This is a genomic window from Novosphingobium sp. NFX11 (assembly GCF_057376415.1).
In genome coordinates this window covers 753,619-771,251 of the sequence record NZ_CP080386.1, presented here as the reverse complement: position 1 = coordinate 771,251, position 17,633 = coordinate 753,619, and the positions used below count along the sequence as shown (strand labels likewise).

The following is a 17,633-nucleotide window of genomic DNA, read 5'->3' as shown; positions in this document are numbered from 1 at the left end:
GCACTCACAGGTCAGGCAACACCTGATCGGCGCGCCCCCAGCCCGAGAGCGCCTTCGAGCCGGCACGCTTCGCCAGTTCGGCTGCGTCGCGGATCGACCAGTGCGATGGCTTGTCGATGGTCTCCATCTCTTTCCAGGTGATCGGCACCGCGACCGGGGCGCCTTCTCGCGCGCGGACGCTGAAGGGCATGACGGCCGTCGCGCCACGCTGGTTGCGCAGGTAATCGACGAAGATGCGGCCCTTACGCTGCGCCTTGGGTAGAGCAGCCGTGAAATGTTCGGGATCGCTCTGCGCCACCGCTTTTGCGAGCCTGTGCGCGAAATCCTTGACCTCGGGCCATTCCGCATCGGGCACCAAGGGCGCGATGACATGCACGCCCTTCCCGCCGGTCAGCATCGGAGAGGTATCAAGCCCGATCGATTTCAGTATATCGCGGAACTGGAAGGCGGCGGTGCGCACATTCTCGAAATCGAGCCCGACATCGGGATCGAGATCGAACACGAGCCGATCGGCCCTTTCGACATCCTCGATCCGGGATCCCCAACCATGGAACTCGATCGTGCCCATCTGCACGCAGGTCAGCAGGCCTTGGGCCGTGTCGATGTAGAGATAGGGCTCGTCATGACCGTCCTTTTCGCGGATGGCGACATGGCGGACAGCATCGCCAAAACTCCCGGCGTCATGCTTCTGGAAGAAGCATTTCCTGGCCCTGCCTTGCGGGCAACGCACCAGGCTGATCGGCCGCGATCCGACCCAGGGCAGCATCACGGGCGCAACGTGCGCATAATAGTCCGCGAGCTGTCCCTTGGTGAGGTTGCCCTCGGGGAAGATCACGCGGTCGCGGTTGGAAATTGCTACCGAAGATGTTTGCGCGGTCATCTGTTCCACCGGCGCCTCACTTTCCACCACTACCGCCTCGGGCTTCTTGTCTTCGCGCATGCCAAGAAAGGAAGGATGTCGCAGCGTCCCCTCGTTTGTCATCTCGGTGTAGGCGATCTCGGCGACGAGCCTGGGGCGCAGCCAGTGCGCACCGCGAACCTCGGCGCGTGGTGCCTCGACGGTGGGCTCTTTCTGTTCAAGCGGCGCCATGACGGCCATCAGGTCGTTGATCTCCTGGGTGCCGAAGCCGGTACCGACCTTGCCGGCGTAGCGCAGTACGCCATCCTCGTGGACGCCGAGGATCAGCGAGCGGAACAGGCGTGACTTGTCCGATGGCGTCCAGCCTATCACGACAAATTCCTGGCGTTTGATGCATTTGGTCTTGAGCCAACCGCCCGACCTCGAGCCGATATAGCGGCCATTGGCCTTTTTCGAGATGACGCCTTCCAGCCCCGCAGCGCAGAACTGGCTGAGGAGTTTCTCGCCGTTGCCGACGATATGGTCGGAGTAGCGCAGCCGCGCCTTGGCACTTTGTGGCAGGATTTTGGCGAGCCGCGCCTTGCGCTCGGTGAGCGGCAGCCGGGTCAGGTCCTCACCATCGAGTTCGAGCAGGTCGAACGCGAAATAGTCGATCGACGCCGGTGCGCCCTTGAGCGCGTTCTGCAGCGCCTGAAAGCTTGACCGGCCCTCGCCATCGAGCACCACGGCCTCACCGTCGATCAGCGCCGAGCGCACCTTGAGCTTCGCGGCATCGGCGACGAGCCCGGCAAACTTTTGGGACCAGTCGAGCCCCGAGCGCGTATAGGCAACCGCGTCGCCGCCGCCGACGGCGAGCAGTACGCGATAGCCGTCATATTTCATCTCATGGAGCCAGCGGTTGCCGGTCGGCACGCTGTCGACGAGCGTCGCGAGCTGGACTGGCTGGAATGGCGGCGGGCCACCGGCACGCGATCGCGCCGCAGCGCGGGGCTTCCGCCCTGCTCTCACCCGCGTCATGCTGATCGATCCAGAGCCATACTGAGGAAATACGCAGCGGAGGAACTCGTTCCGGCACGCAGCTGAGTCGGCTGGCGGCGTGGGAGCACGCGATAACACGGCACCAAGACAACCTCCCCGGAACTCCCGGCTTTGGCACGGGTTGCAAATTCAGACAGCGGCAAAACAGGAAATTGCATCATGGCAGATGATAAATCACTGCGCGGCGGCGCCGATCGCCGCACGGTCGCTGGCGGCGAGGTCTACGAGGTCGACTATTTTGCTCGAAAGCACGGTCTGACTGTCGAGCAGGGGCAGGATCTCATCGACCGATTTGGCAATGATCGCGAGACGCTGGACGCTGAGGCGAAAAAGATAACCAGGAAATGAGCGGAATGGCGTCGACCAGGCCCGACCCCGATTTCATGGCAGGTTTCTATGGATTGCGAGGACAAGCCCGCCGCAGAGTTTTCGCCAAACTCTGGTGATAGACCGGCCCTGTTGATCCTGGATATGGTCAACTGCTTCGATTTTGAAGGGGCCGAGGCCTTGGAGCCCCGAGCGCTCGAAGCGGCACGCCGTGTAGATCAGCTACGGCGAGGATTTCGCGCGCGGAGATGGCCAGTCGTATACGTCAACGATAATTTTGGCGAATGGCATTCAGAGGCTTCCAAGCTCGTCGCCAAGGCGCTCGAAAAAGATAATCCGGTCACAGAAATGGTGAAGCCGGAGTGCGGCGACTTCTTCATCATCAAGCCGCAATTCTCCGGTTTCTACGCCACGAACCTGCCAGTGCTGCTGCCGCAGCTCGGCGTCAGCAAACTGGTGCTGAGCGGAATCGCTACCGACATCTGCGTGCTGTTCACTGCGGCTGATGCCCATATGCGCGAATATGACCTGTGGGTGCCTGAAGATGCCGTGGCCGCCGAGAATGATGAAAGGGGACGATGGGCTTTGGAGATCATGGCCCGGAGTATGGGGGCTGATACGACCGCCTCATCGGAGAAATCCCTGGATGAGTGGCTTGCCGGGCTGACGGACTAGCCTGTGGTCTTCGAACCTAATTGTTTCTCGCGCGTTTCTATTTAAAGCAAAATTCGGCCAGGAGCTTTGGGATGCGACTGCTGAGAGACAACGGGCTGACGATCGCCCTCCTGACGCTTTTCGCGTTTTGCATTTTCGGACAGTGGATCTCAGGATGGTATGTAGAGCTGGAAGATGCCCGGCGCCATGGCCAACCCGACCTAACACTCTTTGCCTATGCCGTTAGCCCCCAATTCCTCTCCTCTGTTTTTGAGAATTGGGAAAGCGAGTTCCTGCAAATGGCAGCCTACGTCGTGCTTACGGCCTTTCTGATCCAGCGTGGATCGGCGGAATCGAAGGACCCGGATGCTCCCCGCGCGACAACGATCTGGACCAGAAAGCCCGACAGCACGGTGCACCGTCAATCTTGCGCACAGGTCCGCTCTGGCGCGCGATATACGCTCGCTCCCTTGGCCTGGCATTGATCCTGCTGTTTGTCGCGTCGTTCACGATGCACTGGATCAACAGCGCGAATGCTTCAGCGCAAGAGGCCCTGGAACATGGGGAAACACCTGCGACCGTCCTTGCCTACCTTGGCGATGCGCAGCTGTGGTTTGAATCGTTTCAGAACTGGCAGAGCGAATTTCTCTCGACTGCTGTGCTGGTGGTCCTTTCCATATTCCTGCGCCAGCGAGAATCTCCGGAATCAAAGCCGGTGGGAGCGCCGCACGCGCAGACAGGAGAATAAACAGCCTGAACGATGGAGGGGGCGACAACAATTACGAACAACGGAGCCCCGCGATGGATAGAATCTTCACCGGCATTGCCACCAAGAGCGCCCGGTTGATGGGTCAGCCGCTGGCCTTTATCATCTCCGCCCTGTTCATTGTCGTGTGGGCGGTGAGCGGCCCGTTCATGCACTACTCCGATACCTGGCAGCTGATCGTCAACACCGCGACCACGGTCCTGACATTCCTTGCGGTCTTCCTCATACAAAACAGCCAGAATCGTGACGGCGCGGCCATGCAGGCGAAGCTGGACGAAATTATCAGGGCGCTGGACAAGGCACGGGTGGAATTCGTCGGCATCGAGCATCTGACGGATGCGCAGATCGCTCGCATCCGCGAAGCGCTCGAAGCCGACATCAAGGACGAAGACAACAAGCAGAAGACCGCAGCGCCTAGCGTGGAACGGCTGCTCGCTCGATACTGATACATTTCGCGAAGCCCCGGCGCAGAAAAGGAGGCTTTCAACGCGGGCCTTTTCGCCCTGTCTGATGGCCATGATCTACTCACCCGGCGCGCTTGCGAGGCGCTCGACGTCACCCATATCGTTCAGCGGGCGGTATCGCCTTTCGCAGCTGAGGTCGCTAAGTGGTTCGAAAACAGCGGGTCAGGGGCGGAAATCTCAGCTGAACGCGCGCTTCAGCTTGCCAATGGTTCTCCATGAACTGGCGACGAACGCAGCGAAATATGGGCTCTTGCCAATCTGATCGGAAGGGTGACGATTGCCTGGGCTCCATGTTGAGGGGAATATCGAGTCCCTGAAGATCCGATGGCCTAAAACTGGCCGGCCTGGGGTAACCTCCTGCGACCGACGGTGGTTTCGGCTCGCGGATGCGCTTACGCGCCCTTCGTGGTAAGGGATGCGGTGCGGAGTTCGATTTTCGTGCCGAAGGCTTATGCGTCCCGCTCGGGTTTTCTCGACCTTGGCCTGTCTGCTATGAAAAGGGTGCGTCGCAATGCAACGCACCCTTGTAGATAGCCCTGGCTCAGCACGATGTTCTTAGGGGTGGTTGCCCATGTATCGTGCAAATTCCTCACTGTAGCGGGCCGTGACCAGCGCTAGCTCTTCTGGTGAGGCGGATTTTGCCAGTTTCGTGAACCACGTGCCCTCTTCCGAATAGACATGGTGGGCTATTGCGCCTTCAATGTGCTCAAGTTTGTCGATATAATCCTGGCTCATGGGATCGACACGCTCCAGCAGGCCCATTTCCATTTTAGCGGCCGACTGTTCCTGATACGCGAGTTCAGCATGGCCAACCTGATGGTCGGCTGCGAGAGCCGGGTAGACGGCCGCCTCTTCGGCAAGCGAATGCGCGATCAGCAAAAGCCCGAGTTTCTTCTGCTCGGCCCGTCGGGACGCCGGGTCATTTGCCGCTTTGACCGCGGCAAACCGTGACTCGATCTCCCGATGGTGTGCAAGAATCTGCGAGAGCCAGTCGCCTGGCAAGGCCGCTGCCTCGGCTTTCTCACGGGCTTTAGCACGTGCTTCAGCGCTCTCGGGTGGTGTGATGGCCGCTATGGCCTTGTCGATGATGGACATGATTGTCTCCGTTCAAGGGCGCGACGTTGATCGTCAGGTATCAGGCAACGGGAGCCCCGAGCTCGATCTCGACAGGACCGAGTGTCCGCGTGGTCGGAGTGGGCAGACCTTCGGCTTCGAACTGGGCTTGTAGTTCCGCCTTTCGCTCGGCCATCTGAGCGCCGAGTGCATCCAGATCCACGTCAGCCGCGCGCGCCTGCGCGAACATGCCCTCCTTGGGCATCTCTTCCTCATGGACGTGATGTTTGATTTCCTCGGACAGGACGGTCACCTTGGCTTCCCAGAAATCCTGGCCAGGCTCTCCGGCCAGTATCTGGCTAATCAGCAACTTGGCACCATCGTGCTCGACATGCGCCTCGTCATACATGTCGTCCTCGATCTTACCCTTGAGGGCGGGGTAGAAGATTTCTTCCTCGATGATTGTGTGAACGATCAACTCGGTGCAAATCTGCTTCGCAAGCGTAGCCTGCTTGGCCGGAGCCTTGGCGCTCTCGAATTTCTCGAACAGCTCCTCAACAGTACGGTGATCCGCCTTGAGCAAGGCGATCGCATCCTGCGCTTTCTTGGTCATGGTCTTTCCTTCACTGTTATCTTTCGGCAGGTGGCCTGCCTTCTGCGATAACCGGCAATAGACACTTTCGCTCCTGTTGCGGATCAGTCTCAGAAGCATGGCAATACATATCTCCTGGCGTCAGGCGCTCATAGCTCAAGCGAGCGACCGGCTTGCAGGCACCAATGGCATATCGCTTCCAAATCGCAGAGGTCGGCCTTGCGTCATGCGCGGCTCGACCATGCATGTCCCGCCTCCGCCAGTGCTGCACGCAACGTCAGGGCTCTGAACGGCAGGATCTCCAGAGGGAGAAAGAATGGCTCCGGTGCGGCCAGCAAGAGCCCGCGCTTCTTTAAATTATATCGCCACGTGCAAATCTGTTGTCGGGTTCCATCGTGGCGCGCCAGGCTACCTCTGCAATGTCGCACCATTGACACCGAAAGATCCGATGATCTCCTGGTCCCTTCAGGCGGCTCGCAGAACTCTGGTCGCCAAGGGACCGCTACACTGCTATCGCCATTTATCCTGCATCCTGAAAAGGGCTGGCGGCCTTGCGTGCTACGTTCACTCGCGAGGACAGGTTTCTTCGAGCGTAGCGTAAGGTACGAGGAAAATGACATTCGACAGGGGAAATCGCGGTTACGGTCGTGATCGGTTCGGCGGCGGTGATGATCGCTGGGGTGGCGGCCAGCGTGGCGGCTTCGGTGGATCGCGCGGCGGTGGTTTTGGCGGCGGCGGCGGTTCGCGCGGCGGCCCGGGTCAGGTTGTCGGTCAGGGCCGTGGCACGGTCAAGTTCTTCAACCCGGACAAGGGTTTCGGCTTCATCCAGCTTGAAGGTGGCGGCGACGATGCATTCGTGCACATCAGCGCCGTGCAGTCCGCCGGCCTCGAAACGCTGGCTGAAGGCCAGCAGCTGGAATTTTAGCTGGTCGAGCGAGGCGGCAAGGTTTCCGCGTCCGAGCTGACCATCTTCGGCGAGGTTATCGTGGCCGAACGCCGTGAGCGGGCTGCCGCTCCTGCTCCGCGCCAGTCGACTGGTGAAAAGGCCACCGGCACCGTCAAGTTCTTCGACGGTAGCAAGGGCTTCGGCTTCATCGTGCGCGATGATGGCCAGCCTGATGCGTTCGTGCACATCAGCGCCGTCGAGCGCTCCGGTCTGCACGGCCTTTCGGAAGGCGATCAGCTCGAATTCGAGATCGAGATCGATCGCCGCGGCAAGGCGTCGGCCGTGAATCTGGTCCAGCGCTGACGGATCCGGCCATGGCTGCCGCCGGCGGCCATGGCCTCATCTCCGGCTTGCCTCGATCGTATCGCGATCGAGGTGGCCTTATGTCGAAGGCCAGGCCAAAGCCGCCTTCGACAGGCTGTCTGCTGGAGCAAGGACGTGCAGTCCTCATTCGAACGCGCAGCATACCCTGCTCTTGGCGAACCAGATTGCTTCTGGAATTTACGCCGGGCCACATTACCTGATCCCCAGACCAGCGGTGGTTCATTCCTGCCTGAAAGGCTGCTCCCCGGTACCCCGTTAGCCTGATGATCTAAAAACCCAGCCGTTTCACGCCGAAATTGTCGTCGTGAAGGGGCCGATAAGACGACAACGGATTGCATGACCAACGACGATCGCAGCGGCGCCAACGATTCTCCTTTTCTCGATCTGGACAAAGGCTCTGTCCAGCGGTTCATCGCCCGCGCCAAAAGCAAGGGCGTCATTTCGGTCAAGGAACTGAACGCCGCTCTGCCGCAGGACCAGATGACCACCGATCAGATCGAGGACATCATGGCCGCGATCTCGGAAATGGGCGTCAAGATCATCGAGAACGACGATGACGACGAGGATGAGAGCGAGAATGATGGCATAGACGCCGTCGATGGCCGCGACGATGACACCGATCCGGATTCGGATGCCGAAGAGGGCAGTTCCCTGCTCCGCGCCGGTGAAAGCCACAATGAAAGCCGCAAGGCTGACACCGCCGGGCGATCCGACGATCCGGTACGCATGTACCTCCAGGAAATGGGCGCAGCCGAGATGCTCAGCCGCGAAGGCGAGGCCGCCATCGCCAAGCGCATCGAAGCCGGCCGCGACATGATGATCATGGGGCTGTGCGAAAGCCCCATGACCTTCCACGCGATCATCGGTTGGTCCGAAGCGCTCAACAATGGCGAGATGCAGCTTCGCGAGATCCTCGATCTCGACGCGATGCTCTCCAAGGAGCCGCAGCCCGAAAATCTGGGCGAGGACGGTGAAGCCGACGGCGAGATTTCCGCCGCCACCGCCGGTCCTACCTTCAAGGACGATGACGATTCCGCCGAGGACAACTCGGAGGAAGTCGACGAGGACGGCAACCCGATCCCCAAGCGCAGGGTCGAGGACGATGAAGAGGACAACACCCTCTCCCTCAGCCAGATGGAAGCCGCGCTTACCCCGGAAGCGCTGGAGAAGTTCGCGCTTATCACCGAACTGTTCCGCACCTTCGAGCGTCTGCAGAGCGATCGTCTCGAAGCGCTGGCGCTGGGCATCGATTTCCCGGCCGCCAAGGAAGACCAGTATTTGCAACTGCGCGAGGATCTGACCGCGCAGGTGGAATCGGTGCATTTCCATGCGACCAAGATCGAACATCTGGTCGACAATCTTTACTCCTTCAACCGTCGGCTCACGACGCTGGGCGGTCAGATGCTGCGCCTTGCCGAGCGTCACAAGGTCAAGCGCGCCGACTTCCTCGAAGCCTACACCGGCCGCGAACTGGACGAAACCTGGGTCGCCGAAGCGGCCGCGACGGACAAGAATTGGGCTGCCTTTGCAGCAAGCGAGGCTGAACCTGCCGAGCGCATCCGCCTTGAGGTCTCGGACATCGCTACTGCCACCGGGATGGCACTTCCCGAGTTCCGCCGCATCGTCAACATGGTCCAGAAGGCGGAGCGCGAGGCGCGCATCGCCAAGAAGGAAATGGTCGAGGCGAACCTGCGCTTGGTGATCTCGATCGCCAAGAAGTATACGAACCGCGGCCTGCAGTTTCTGGACCTCGTCCAGGAAGGCAACATCGGCCTGATGAAGGCGGTCGACAAGTTCCAGTACCGTCGCGGCTACAAGTTCTCGACGTATGCGACCTGGTGGATCAGGCAGGCGATCACCCGCTCGATCGCGGATCAGGCCCGCACAATCCGCATCCCGGTTCACATGATCGAGACGATCAACAAGCTGGTTCGCACCAGCCGTCAGTTCCTCCATGACCAGGGTCGCGAACCCACCCCCGAGGAAATGGCCGAGAAACTCTCGATGCCGCTCGAAAAGGTGAAGCGGGTTCTGAAGATCGCCAAGGAACCGGTCTCGCTTGAAACGCCCGTGGGTGATGAGGAAGATAGCAGCCTCGGCAACTTCATTCAGGACGAGAACGCCGTCATCCCGGTGGACGCGGCCATCCAGAACAACCTGAAGGAAATGATCACTCGCACGCTGGCATCGCTGACCCCGCGTGAAGAGCGGGTGCTGCGCATGCGCTTCGGCATCGGCATGCCCACCGATCACACCCTTGAGGAAGTCGGGCAGCAGTTCTCGGTGACCCGCGAACGTATCCGCCAGATCGAAGCGAAGGCCCTGCGCAAGCTCAAGCATCCGAGCCGGTCACGCATCATGCGAGCGTTCCTCGATTAAGGACGGTTACCCTCGGGCATATAGGGAAGCCTGACCCGCGCACTTCGCTGGCGAACTTTATCGCCGCCATGGATGAATGCGATGCAGAGGCAGCTGCAACGAGCAGGAGCAGTGGGCGCGGAGGGATCTGTCAGGCCCACCCACTTGTGACATTTATGCAACTAAAGCTAACTTTTGGCACAAGCGAAACATCGTTTGAAACCGTCGGGGCGTTTTTCTGTTTCAGCAGGCGTCGGTGTACCGACCTTTGAAAATGCAGGAAAACTATCATGAAGAAGATTATCGCTGTCTCCGCTTTCGCGCTGGCAGCATCGTTCGCCGCTCCCGCCGTGGCACAGGATGCAAACGTGCCATTCGATGGTCCATACGTTGCAGCGATGGCCGGTTGGGACAAGATTCGCATCGATACGCCGATTGGCGGCGGCAGCGATGACGGAGTGCTCTTCGGCGGCGTGGTCGGCTTCGACAAGAACATCAAGGGGTAGTCCTGGGCGTCGAGGGCGAATACGCCGACTCCAACGTCAAGGAGAGCGCTGACAATATCTTCACGCCGGGTGATCGCGCGAGCCTCAAGACCGGTCGCGACCTCTACGCCGGCGTCCGCCTCGGCGGAGAGCTGGTCCCCGGCTTCCTTGTGTATGCCAAGGGCGGCTACACGAACGCCAAGGTCAAGGCGAGCTACGACGATGGCGAAGCCTTGCTGAGCGGAAGCGACAAGCTCGAAGGGTACCGTCTGGGCGCCGGCGTAGAAACCAACGTGTCGGGCTTCCTTGCGCGCGTCGAGTACCGCTATTCCGACTACGGTCACTACGAAGGCACCGGTCTCCAGCCCGATCGTCATCAGGTTGCTGCAATGCTGGGGTACCGCTTCTAAATCGCCAGGCGGCGATGAGAGCAAGGCGCCCTGGGCTTCGGCCCAGGGCGCCTATTTCGTGTCCGAACCCTTATCGCTCGGTGGCAGAGGCGAACGCAGCGATGATCTCGAGTGTAGTCAGCCATACCCGGGCAGGCTCGACCAGTCCAAGCCATCCCCAATGGAGAAACTGCGGTTCCTTGACCGGCGCGTGAAAATTGCTGGCTGACCGACGGCAAGAGGTTTGCCTCCGGCGCCAACATCTCATCCACCGCGGTCCGGTACCGGACCTGGCACTGCGGTGGCATACACGAGCGGGCCTGGAGGGCCAGCGCTGGTGCGCGAGATGCGCCTGCGGCGCCTGCTCCGGCAACACGACGAGGGTGTTGCAATCCACCGCTTCCCTCACCGTCAGGTGGAAGGCGAGTGGTCGCCCGGGAGCGTCAGCCAGACATGCTGATTGCTGAACCCGCCCCGACATCGAAGCGTTCGACGGACCCTTCCCGGCCGAGCGCCTGAACACCAGTGGTTCCTGACGCTTCCGGAAAACTCGCGAAAAGTTGGAAGGTGGCGTATACTACAAGAAGGATAGAGCGCCGGGTGGCATCGGCTACAGGCACGATCATTAGTAAATCCTGGTGACGCAACCGGCCCCGCACGTAAACCTGCCCGGCAAATCCCAGCCCGGCATGGTCCGCAGAGCGGTGTCGGAAGAACACTTGCAGCGTCAGTCGGCGGGTGCCTTTTCAGCCGCGCCTTGATCGGGGCCAGGCCGGTCGAAAATCCCCACGCTCATCGCAGTGATACCTCCCGCCGCGATGACCATGAGGATTATCCCGACGATGAGGAATCTGAACTTTGACGGTTTGCCACCTTCGTGGCCACCCGGAGGTGTCGAAGAGTCTCTCCTGGTATTTCGCATCAGCGGCTCCAGCGTATCAAAAAGCGCTCAAGGCGCATTACTCCGTGAAACGCGAGTACAGGCAGAGGTTTCCCGAACCAGAATTGTTACTCGCTAGTTCCGGAAGCGCAAAAAGGCGCCGTCGCCTGCGTTGCGACAAGCCGCAAAGAAGGATGAAGGCAACGTCCATGGGGCCGGCTGCGTCAGGCTGCTTCCTGTTCCGTTTAACCCGACTGTCGATCGCACCGTGATCCATCAGTTCGAAGCACGCCCCGCGGCCCAAACGAAGATCGAGGGCAGATCGATGGACGTTCGATAGGCCTCGCTTTCGATCAATGGTCGGGCAGCGCTGCGCGGCCAGAGTGCGAAACCCTTCAGACACTTGATCATTCGTAGCTCATTTCCGCCATCCCATCCTACGGTCATACCGTGGCAGGGCCCCCGTTGAGCAGAACGGTTTTGCGAAGCACGATCATCTCTTCTGATTGCTGTTTGGATCGGCATATTAACTCGCAGGGTGGCCCCCGTTCCTCACGGCTGCGCAACTGAGGGTAGCGTCATGCGGGTCGTTCAAAAACGCGCTTGCCCGTAAAGGATGCCGCTTAATGGGCACGAGGTGTCTGTAATTACGGGGTCTGAGCTCGACTTTGTACGATCAGGTAGCGAAGCATAGTGCCTGAGCCATGCGTTTTAGGCGGGTTGTGGGAATATAGTGCGGTTCTGGGTGCGGCGGGGAGTGTTGATTAATGTCGCCGACCCAGAGTTGGAGACGGACAGCTCCGATGGCATCACTGAATGTCAGGTTGGTTTTTCGATACCAGGCGGCGGAATAAGGGGTGCTTTTAATGGTCAACAGATCGCAGGCCCATAGCGATATTAGGCTGTAGAGACCCAGCAGCGCCGGCGTGGTTCGCGTTATGGCTTTGTCGGTCCACTGGCGCTGTGTTTCGACACCAAGGTGAGCGCGGGTTTCTGCAAAGGTGACCTCGATCTGCCATCGGCGGACGTAGAGGGCGATTATCTCGGCGGGCTCGAGGGTGATGTCGGTACTGAAGAAGGCCTGCGGGTCGCGCTTTGCGTCAGGATCGCGAACCAGGACCCAGCGAACCGGCAAGACCGGGGTGCCGGGCCTGTACCATAGGGCGATGTCAGATGTGATCTCGAGCGTCTTGCCGCCCGCATGGCCATACCAGGCAGAGACGAGAATGCTGGTCCAGCGTGTCGCCGGGTTGGCGAGGAGCGTCTTGAGTTTTGGTAGTGCTCGCCCTTTCTGTGCGGGGCGCCCCATCGTGCGTGCCGTTCGCCTCGCAGGCTGTGCAAACAAGTTGGCATCGAGCCGCAGGCGGCTGATGAGTGTGGCCCGGCGAACAATTGCATGTGCCAGTTCGTGGACAGCAAAGCTGCTGTCGCCAATGAAGATGATCCGCCGACCCGGCAGCCAGCGAGACAGCTGCAACGCGCCCTGCCGGGCCCAGTCCGTCAGCAATTTATGACGACAGCCGCGTTGACGGTTCGATCGTTCCGAAGGAGCGAGCAACGTCAAGACTGGCAGCGCCTTGATCAGGCGGGTCCATGACACCGGGGTGAGCACCATAAAGCTGAGCCAGCGCAGTCCGCTAGCTTTGACGAAATGGCCGTGACTGGAGCGGACCGGGTCGCGGTAGATACCCCGTGCGGTGATCCGGCGCCCCCATCGCCGCTCAATGGTGTCGTCCATACCGATGACCACAGGACCATCGGGGACGATCCGCTCGACCACAATGCCCAGTAAACGCCTGGCAACGGCGCGGGAGCTCCAGCGGGCGCGGTTGAGGATCTGGTGATAGGTTGCAAAGTTGGCAGCATCGGCCCGGCCGGTCACACGCAGGCAAGACGTGACGGTCCGTTTGCCCGTGGCCAGCAGCCCCCCATCACAAGAACAAGTACATGCTCCCAACTGGGAGCCGTAAAGCAGGGACGCCATGCCTGCAGCCATTGGCGCAGGATCTGGGGGACGGGATCGCCGATCACGGCCTTGTTCTGGTCCAACATCCCATGCTTCGAATCCTGACTGAAGCACGTTGCAACGCTTAGGCTGTTGCCATGCGGTGAGGTGACTCGAATATGCTGTGACCTGACGGCGACAATGGATGCACCATGAAAGACGAGGAAATCATTCTGCGCATCGAAACGTTCGACGCGGCCAACGGCGGCGGCGTCGGATGGTATGAGAACAAAGGCGCTTACCATCTCTATCTGCTGGCAACCGAGGCACCCATCGCCCACCTCAAGCCTGTCGGCACGCGTGACGAAGTCAGGCTCGGCTACTGGTCACACCAGCGAAAATGGGAAGATATCGATGATATGGGCGGATGCGTCTTGCCCCTCGATCAAGCACTCGACCACGTCGCTGAAAACAGCATCTTCTGGACTTGGACCTGATCAAAAACGTACAAAGTCGAGCTGAGTGCTTGAGGCCGATGAGCCGGCGAGTTACTGCATCCCCTGATCGAACGGATAGCCCGGATCGTGAGTGGGCCGCGCTCGCTTGAGGTGTCGCCGCCCGCCTGCGCTTCGAAGTGCCGCGCAACTTTCGTGCACCGCTTGTCGCTCCCCGACGCCGCGCTTACCAGAGAGATATCGGTCCTGGTGACCGTGAAATGATGGCGCCAAGCCGCAGGCGATACGCGAGGCGCTACAATATCTCGGACAGCTGGAACGAAGGCAACCATAAGCAGCGCCAGTTCGATGGTGGATTTCGGATGTTGGACCGGGAGACTGAATGCCTCCCTACCCAGTCGATCCGCAGCCGCGACAAAGTTGCGGCTTTATAACCTTACCAACGTTCCCGGGACCCAGTCGATTTTGGTGGATTCCCGGGCAGATACCATAGCATGCGGCCGCTTGGCCCGGCCGGGCTTCCACCATTCAGCGCCGGGCCGGCGGAGCTGGCTCCGGATATCACCGCCCGCCGTCACCAGAGCCACTAATGTGGTCTCTGCCAAGTCCCCTTTGTCGCGGATCAATCATTGGACCCGCTTGACGGCTCGAAGCCCATTTCCTGTAGGACGCAAACAAGGCGATCCGCATCCTTCCGGATACGCGCTTCCCATTCCGGGTGCTGCAGATAACCAAGGGCGGAGCGCTGGAATGAAGCTGCACTTCGGGCTGCTTCACGCAGCGTTTTTGGTGGGTACAGGGACACCTTACGTACTCCGTAGTGCGGTCACTCCCCGCCGAATCTGAGATCAGGTCTCATCTGGGAACCGATGGAACAAAAAACCATTGATCCATGTTGGGTTGATTCCTGCACCCGCGACGAGTTGACGTTTTTGCGCGACCGCGCTGATACCAGAGCGGCTCAGCACGAACGCCGAAGCGGGGATCACCGGTTCGATGAGGCGCCCATCCGCGCTCGGCAGCGCAAAACCAGCGTAGAACGTCGCCATCCAAAGATCCATTCGGCACCGATCTTCAACCACGCGTGTTCGTCCGCCGGCTCTATCGCCAAGGTCAGGATGAGCTTCGCAATCGTAGGCCGCTGGACATCGAGATTTTCTAAGTATGAGACGCGCGGCGCATCCAGGGGTAGCTCGGATTTCTTTCGATCATCTGCTGCTGCTCGGGGGTGGGGGGCTGGTATTATTCAACGCCACAGCCTAGCGCATTGTCCTCTCAATTCGGCACTATCGCAATGTCTGTGTCACATCGGGTGCTAACATCACAACATCGATTCGCCAGGAGACGCCGGTGAAGCTTACGGCTGAACGACTGCGGCGCAGAGCAAAGCAAGAAGCCCACAAGGCCGAGGACGCGCTGAGGCGCGGGAGGTGCCTCGCTGCCGTATACGCCCACCGCGAGAAGGCTGTGATGTATCAAGCCAAGGCGCTTCTCATAAGCCGTGGCGAGACATGCCAGTAGGACTGCCCCAATTTTTTCTGCGACGGGACGTTTCCGGTTTTTCTTTGTATATGGGCGCCGCGGTGCGCCGGTCGCACTGCCTACCTGCCTGTATAGGAGAAACAGCGGCTGGACGTTCCACCGCAGAAGCCACGGGACGGCCTGCGACTTAGCATGATGCACGCCGGCACCGGGGCATGCTCCTGCCTGCAGGTAGCAAGATCAAGGTGGGCTATCGTTTGTACGAAGCCGCCTACCCGCCCGATACCTTCAAGTGCTTTTCAAGCGAAACTCAAGCCGAAGGCCGCCTTACCACTTCAGAGCGGATCCGCTCCGCTTTGCAAAGTCACCCGAACCACGCAATCGCCTGCCTCCAGCATCTCGTCGTTCTTCCGCGTCTGATCGTCGTATTGCGACAGTTTTTGAGATAGACGCGGGAGCCGGGATGGGCGCAGCGGAATTATCGGCATATGCCGGATCCAATCGTGTCATCTCCTGTCCTTCTCCTGGCCGCGCTGCCTGAAGAAACGAATGCCGCAAGAGCGCGGCTTGAACGGGAAGGCCATACCGTCAAGCACTTCAGAACGGCCTGGGACGCCCTGGCCATGTTCGGTGCCGTGTTCCCGGAAAAGGCGTTCATCGGAACCATACCCCGCACCCCTTGCTGCGATCTCCTGATCGAGGATTTGAAGCGGTACGGCATCCCGATTTCGTACGTCAACGCACGGCCATCTGGGAAATCGAGGCAGGCATCCACGCCACATCCGCCCCCTTCATCGGCGCGCCACGGCCTGAATCCGCCCTGGGCCCGAACATAATCACACTCGCTCGTCATGACTTCAGAAAGTCACGAACCACAATAAAATTGAGGAATGCCCTGATGCTGGCCCTTGCCGCCCAATCCGATCGGTTGATCGATTTTTACTTCTCCGACGATTTTCAGCAATCGCTGGCGGTCTGGAACCGAAAGAGACTTGCACCGCAGTTCCCTGGCCAGAACTGGCGCGAAGAACTGCAAAACGACGCGCGGATGCACATCCTCGAAGGGGAGTTCATCGAGCACATGCGTGGGCTTGTTCAAGAGCAGGCAATGGAAGCGCCCAGTGATCCGACCGGGTTCGTCGAATGGTTCGAAAATCTCGCCGAAACCGGACCGGGGCAGAACGACCCCTTGTTCCCGTGGCTCGCCGAGGCGGCTTCCCGTGACGATTTGAGGTGGTTCTTCGAGCAGGAGGCTGCGGGCGAAGCTGGTTTCGACGACCTGGTGGCGATGACGCAGATCAAGCTCCCCGATCAGGCGAAGATGGAACTGGCCCGCAATTACTGGGACGAGATGGGCTGTGGCAATCCCAAGGGAATGCACGGCCCCATGCTGCACGTTGTGGCTGAAGCGCTGGATGTCGCACCCTCGATACAATCGACGGTGCCGGAAAGTCTCGCGCTTGCGAACGCGATGACAGCTATGGCCACCTCACGACGCTATGCATGGCATTCCGTGGGTGCGTTGGGGGTGATCGAACTGACTGCTCCGGGCCGTTCCGCGCTAGTGGCAAAGGGCCTGCGGCGAATTGGTCTGTCAAATCGGGAGCGGCGATACTTCGATCTCCATGCAGTTCTTGATGTGAAGCATAGCCAGACCTGGAACCAGGAAGCGCTGCGACCACTCATATCCGAAGATGGCAACCGCGCAGCTGCGATTGCGGAAGGCGCGCTGATCCGGCTTCTGTGTGGCAAGATGTGCTTCGAGCGCTACCGCGCCAAACTTTGGGCAGACGGAGCTGATCGCAGCCTGGCGGCCTGAGAGGGCCCGACCAGATGGCACCTATGCCAGCATCACACCGGTGGCCGAGCACGCTATGGCTGGTACGTCATGGCCAGAGCGCCGGTAACGTGGCGCGCGATGAGGCTCATGCCCAAGGGCATTCCCGTATCGCGCTCGAGCATCGCGACGTCGATATGCCTCTGTCCAGATTGGGCGAAGAGCAGGCCCGCGCGCTAGGCCACTGGTTTGCGGACGGACGTGAAGGTCAGCGGCCGGAAGTGATACTGTCCAGTCCCTATCTGCGCGCGGTCCAGTCGGCTGAACTTTTCCGCGAGGCGGGCGGATGTTCGGCAGACCTGCGCATTTGCCTGGACGAGCGACTTCGCGAGAAGGAGTTCGGTATCCTTGACGGATTGACGAGCGCGGGAATTCGCGAGCTCCAGCCCGAGCAGGCTCATTTTCGGCAAGTTCTTGGAAAATTCTATCATCGCCCGCCGGGCGGAGAAAGCTGGGTGGATGTCGTTTTCCGCCTGCGCGCGCTAATGGATACCGTATCCTTGCACTACGCAGGCAAGCGCGTGATGATCGTAGCGCACCAGGTCGTGGTGTTATGCATGCGCTATGTCCTGGAGAATTTGTCCGAAGCGGAAATACTGGAGATCGACGCGCTTGGCGATGTCGCCAATTGCAGCATCACCCGGTACAACCTGGAGCCGGCGGATGACCGCCTCGCCCTGCAGCGATACAATGTCACAGCGCCTCTCAAGCGCGAAGGTACGGCAACAACGCGGGCGCCTGACTCCATAGTTGCTGCGCGTGGCTGACCGGGGGACGTC

At 60.2% G+C, this 17,633-nt stretch carries 15 protein-coding genes and 2 pseudogenes; 12 read left to right on the top strand and 5 right to left on the bottom strand.

Annotation, left to right across the window (positions count from 1 at the left end):
- Positions 1 to 4: 4 nt before the first annotated feature.
- Entirely contained in the window at positions 5 to 1,876 is a 1,872-nt protein-coding gene (ligD, locus tag KZO24_RS30410; RefSeq protein WP_486488048.1) for a DNA ligase D, read from the bottom strand.
- 180 nt (positions 1,877 to 2,056) lie between these two features.
- On the opposite strand from ligD, the gene KZO24_RS30405 reads away from it, so the two are divergent.
- The 5 genes and pseudogenes from KZO24_RS30405 to KZO24_RS30385 all read left to right on the top strand — a co-directional run bounded on the left by KZO24_RS30405 (position 2,057) and on the right by KZO24_RS30385 (position 4,327).
- The gene (locus KZO24_RS30405; RefSeq protein WP_486488047.1) at positions 2,057 to 2,245 is read left to right on the top strand and encodes a DUF3606 domain-containing protein; all 189 of its coding nucleotides are present in this window, start codon (positions 2,057 to 2,059) and stop codon (positions 2,243 to 2,245) included.
- 48 nt (positions 2,246 to 2,293) lie between these two features.
- Positions 2,294 to 2,899, top strand: a complete 606-nt coding sequence (locus KZO24_RS30400) for a cysteine hydrolase family protein (protein WP_486488046.1) — start codon at positions 2,294 to 2,296, stop codon at positions 2,897 to 2,899.
- 71 nt (positions 2,900 to 2,970) lie between these two features.
- Positions 2,971 to 3,626 (top strand): annotated as a pseudogene (locus tag KZO24_RS30395) (DUF6766 family protein).
- Between the two features lie 53 nt (positions 3,627 to 3,679).
- Complete coding sequence (locus KZO24_RS30390) at positions 3,680 to 4,090, top strand: low affinity iron permease family protein (RefSeq protein ID WP_486488045.1); 411 nt, start codon at positions 3,680 to 3,682, stop codon at positions 4,088 to 4,090.
- 3 nt (positions 4,091 to 4,093) lie between these two features.
- On the top strand, positions 4,094 to 4,327 hold the full coding sequence (locus KZO24_RS30385; protein WP_486488454.1) for an HWE histidine kinase domain-containing protein: 234 nt from the start codon (positions 4,094 to 4,096) through the stop codon (positions 4,325 to 4,327).
- A 336-nt stretch (positions 4,328 to 4,663) separates the two neighbouring features.
- Here the strand turns inward: KZO24_RS30385 and KZO24_RS30380 are convergent, their stop codons facing one another.
- Together KZO24_RS30380 and KZO24_RS30375 are read right to left on the bottom strand one after the other, a co-directional pair.
- Complete coding sequence (locus KZO24_RS30380) at positions 4,664 to 5,203, bottom strand: hemerythrin domain-containing protein (RefSeq protein WP_486488044.1); 540 nt, start codon at positions 5,201 to 5,203, stop codon at positions 4,664 to 4,666.
- A 40-nt stretch (positions 5,204 to 5,243) separates the two neighbouring features.
- A complete protein-coding gene (locus KZO24_RS30375; RefSeq protein WP_486488453.1) occupies positions 5,244 to 5,774 on the bottom strand; it encodes a hemerythrin domain-containing protein in 531 nt (176 codons plus the stop codon).
- Positions 5,775 to 6,366: 592 nt separating this feature from the next.
- On the opposite strand from KZO24_RS30375, the pseudogene KZO24_RS30370 reads away from it, so the two are divergent.
- The 4 genes and pseudogenes from KZO24_RS30370 (at position 6,367) to KZO24_RS30355 (ending at position 10,276) form a co-directional block, all read left to right on the top strand.
- Positions 6,367 to 7,002: pseudogene (locus KZO24_RS30370) on the top strand (cold-shock protein).
- Positions 7,003 to 7,359: 357 nt separating this feature from the next.
- A complete protein-coding gene (gene rpoD / locus KZO24_RS30365) occupies positions 7,360 to 9,402 on the top strand; it encodes an RNA polymerase sigma factor RpoD (protein WP_486488043.1) in 2,043 nt (680 codons plus the stop codon).
- 269 nt (positions 9,403 to 9,671) lie between these two features.
- Positions 9,672 to 9,887, top strand: a complete 216-nt coding sequence (locus KZO24_RS30360) for a hypothetical protein (protein ID WP_486488042.1) — start codon at positions 9,672 to 9,674, stop codon at positions 9,885 to 9,887.
- A 2-nt stretch (positions 9,888 to 9,889) separates the two neighbouring features.
- Entirely contained in the window at positions 9,890 to 10,276 is a 387-nt protein-coding gene (locus KZO24_RS30355; RefSeq protein WP_486488452.1) for an outer membrane protein, read from the top strand.
- 1,535 nt (positions 10,277 to 11,811) lie between these two features.
- Here the strand turns inward: KZO24_RS30355 and KZO24_RS30350 are convergent.
- On the bottom strand, positions 11,812 to 13,119 hold the full coding sequence (locus tag KZO24_RS30350; RefSeq protein ID WP_486487321.1) for an IS701 family transposase: 1,308 nt from the start codon (positions 13,117 to 13,119) through the stop codon (positions 11,812 to 11,814).
- 173 nt (positions 13,120 to 13,292) lie between these two features.
- Between KZO24_RS30350 and KZO24_RS30345 the strand changes: the two genes are divergently transcribed.
- Entirely contained in the window at positions 13,293 to 13,577 is a 285-nt protein-coding gene (locus tag KZO24_RS30345; protein WP_486487322.1) for a hypothetical protein, read from the top strand.
- Between the two features lie 806 nt (positions 13,578 to 14,383).
- On the opposite strand, the gene KZO24_RS30340 is transcribed toward KZO24_RS30345, so the two are convergent.
- Complete coding sequence (locus tag KZO24_RS30340; RefSeq protein WP_486488041.1) at positions 14,384 to 14,584, bottom strand: hypothetical protein; 201 nt, start codon at positions 14,582 to 14,584, stop codon at positions 14,384 to 14,386.
- 1,331 nt (positions 14,585 to 15,915) lie between these two features.
- Here KZO24_RS30340 and KZO24_RS30335 point away from each other — a divergent pair.
- Together KZO24_RS30335 and KZO24_RS30330 are read left to right on the top strand one after the other, a co-directional pair.
- Positions 15,916 to 16,836 carry an iron-containing redox enzyme family protein gene (locus KZO24_RS30335; RefSeq protein ID WP_486488040.1) on the top strand — a complete coding sequence of 307 codons (921 nt, stop codon included), beginning with the start codon at positions 15,916 to 15,918 and terminating at the stop codon, positions 16,834 to 16,836.
- A 14-nt stretch (positions 16,837 to 16,850) separates the two neighbouring features.
- Positions 16,851 to 17,621 carry a histidine phosphatase family protein gene (locus tag KZO24_RS30330; protein ID WP_486488039.1) on the top strand — a complete coding sequence of 257 codons (771 nt, stop codon included), beginning with the start codon at positions 16,851 to 16,853 and terminating at the stop codon, positions 17,619 to 17,621.
- Positions 17,622 to 17,633: the final 12 nt, after the last annotated feature.

Bases quoted from the DNA above. Each gene is read 5' to 3' on its own strand.
- KZO24_RS30375 (WP_486488453.1), bottom strand. From the start codon at position 5,774: ATGACCAAGAAAGCGCAGGATGCGATCGCCTTGCTCAAGGCGGATCAC.
- ligD (WP_486488048.1), bottom strand. From the start codon at position 1,876: ATGACGCGGGTGAGAGCAGGGCGGAAGCCCCGCGCTGCGGCGCGATCG.
- KZO24_RS30380 (WP_486488044.1), bottom strand. From the start codon at position 5,203: ATGTCCATCATCGACAAGGCCATAGCGGCCATCACACCACCCGAGAGC.
- KZO24_RS30340 (WP_486488041.1), bottom strand. From the start codon at position 14,584: ATGGCGACGTTCTACGCTGGTTTTGCGCTGCCGAGCGCGGATGGGCGC.
- KZO24_RS30330 (WP_486488039.1), top strand. From the start codon at position 16,851: ATGGCACCTATGCCAGCATCACACCGGTGGCCGAGCACGCTATGGCTG.
- KZO24_RS30405 (WP_486488047.1), top strand. From the start codon at position 2,057: ATGGCAGATGATAAATCACTGCGCGGCGGCGCCGATCGCCGCACGGTC.
- KZO24_RS30390 (WP_486488045.1), top strand. From the start codon at position 3,680: ATGGATAGAATCTTCACCGGCATTGCCACCAAGAGCGCCCGGTTGATG.
- rpoD (WP_486488043.1), top strand. From the start codon at position 7,360: ATGACCAACGACGATCGCAGCGGCGCCAACGATTCTCCTTTTCTCGAT.
- KZO24_RS30335 (WP_486488040.1), top strand. From the start codon at position 15,916: ATGCTGGCCCTTGCCGCCCAATCCGATCGGTTGATCGATTTTTACTTC.
- KZO24_RS30345 (WP_486487322.1), top strand. From the start codon at position 13,293: ATGAAAGACGAGGAAATCATTCTGCGCATCGAAACGTTCGACGCGGCC.
- KZO24_RS30360 (WP_486488042.1), top strand. From the start codon at position 9,672: ATGAAGAAGATTATCGCTGTCTCCGCTTTCGCGCTGGCAGCATCGTTC.
- KZO24_RS30400 (WP_486488046.1), top strand. From the start codon at position 2,294: ATGGATTGCGAGGACAAGCCCGCCGCAGAGTTTTCGCCAAACTCTGGT.
- KZO24_RS30350 (WP_486487321.1), bottom strand. From the start codon at position 13,119: ATGGCGTCCCTGCTTTACGGCTCCCAGTTGGGAGCATGTACTTGTTCT.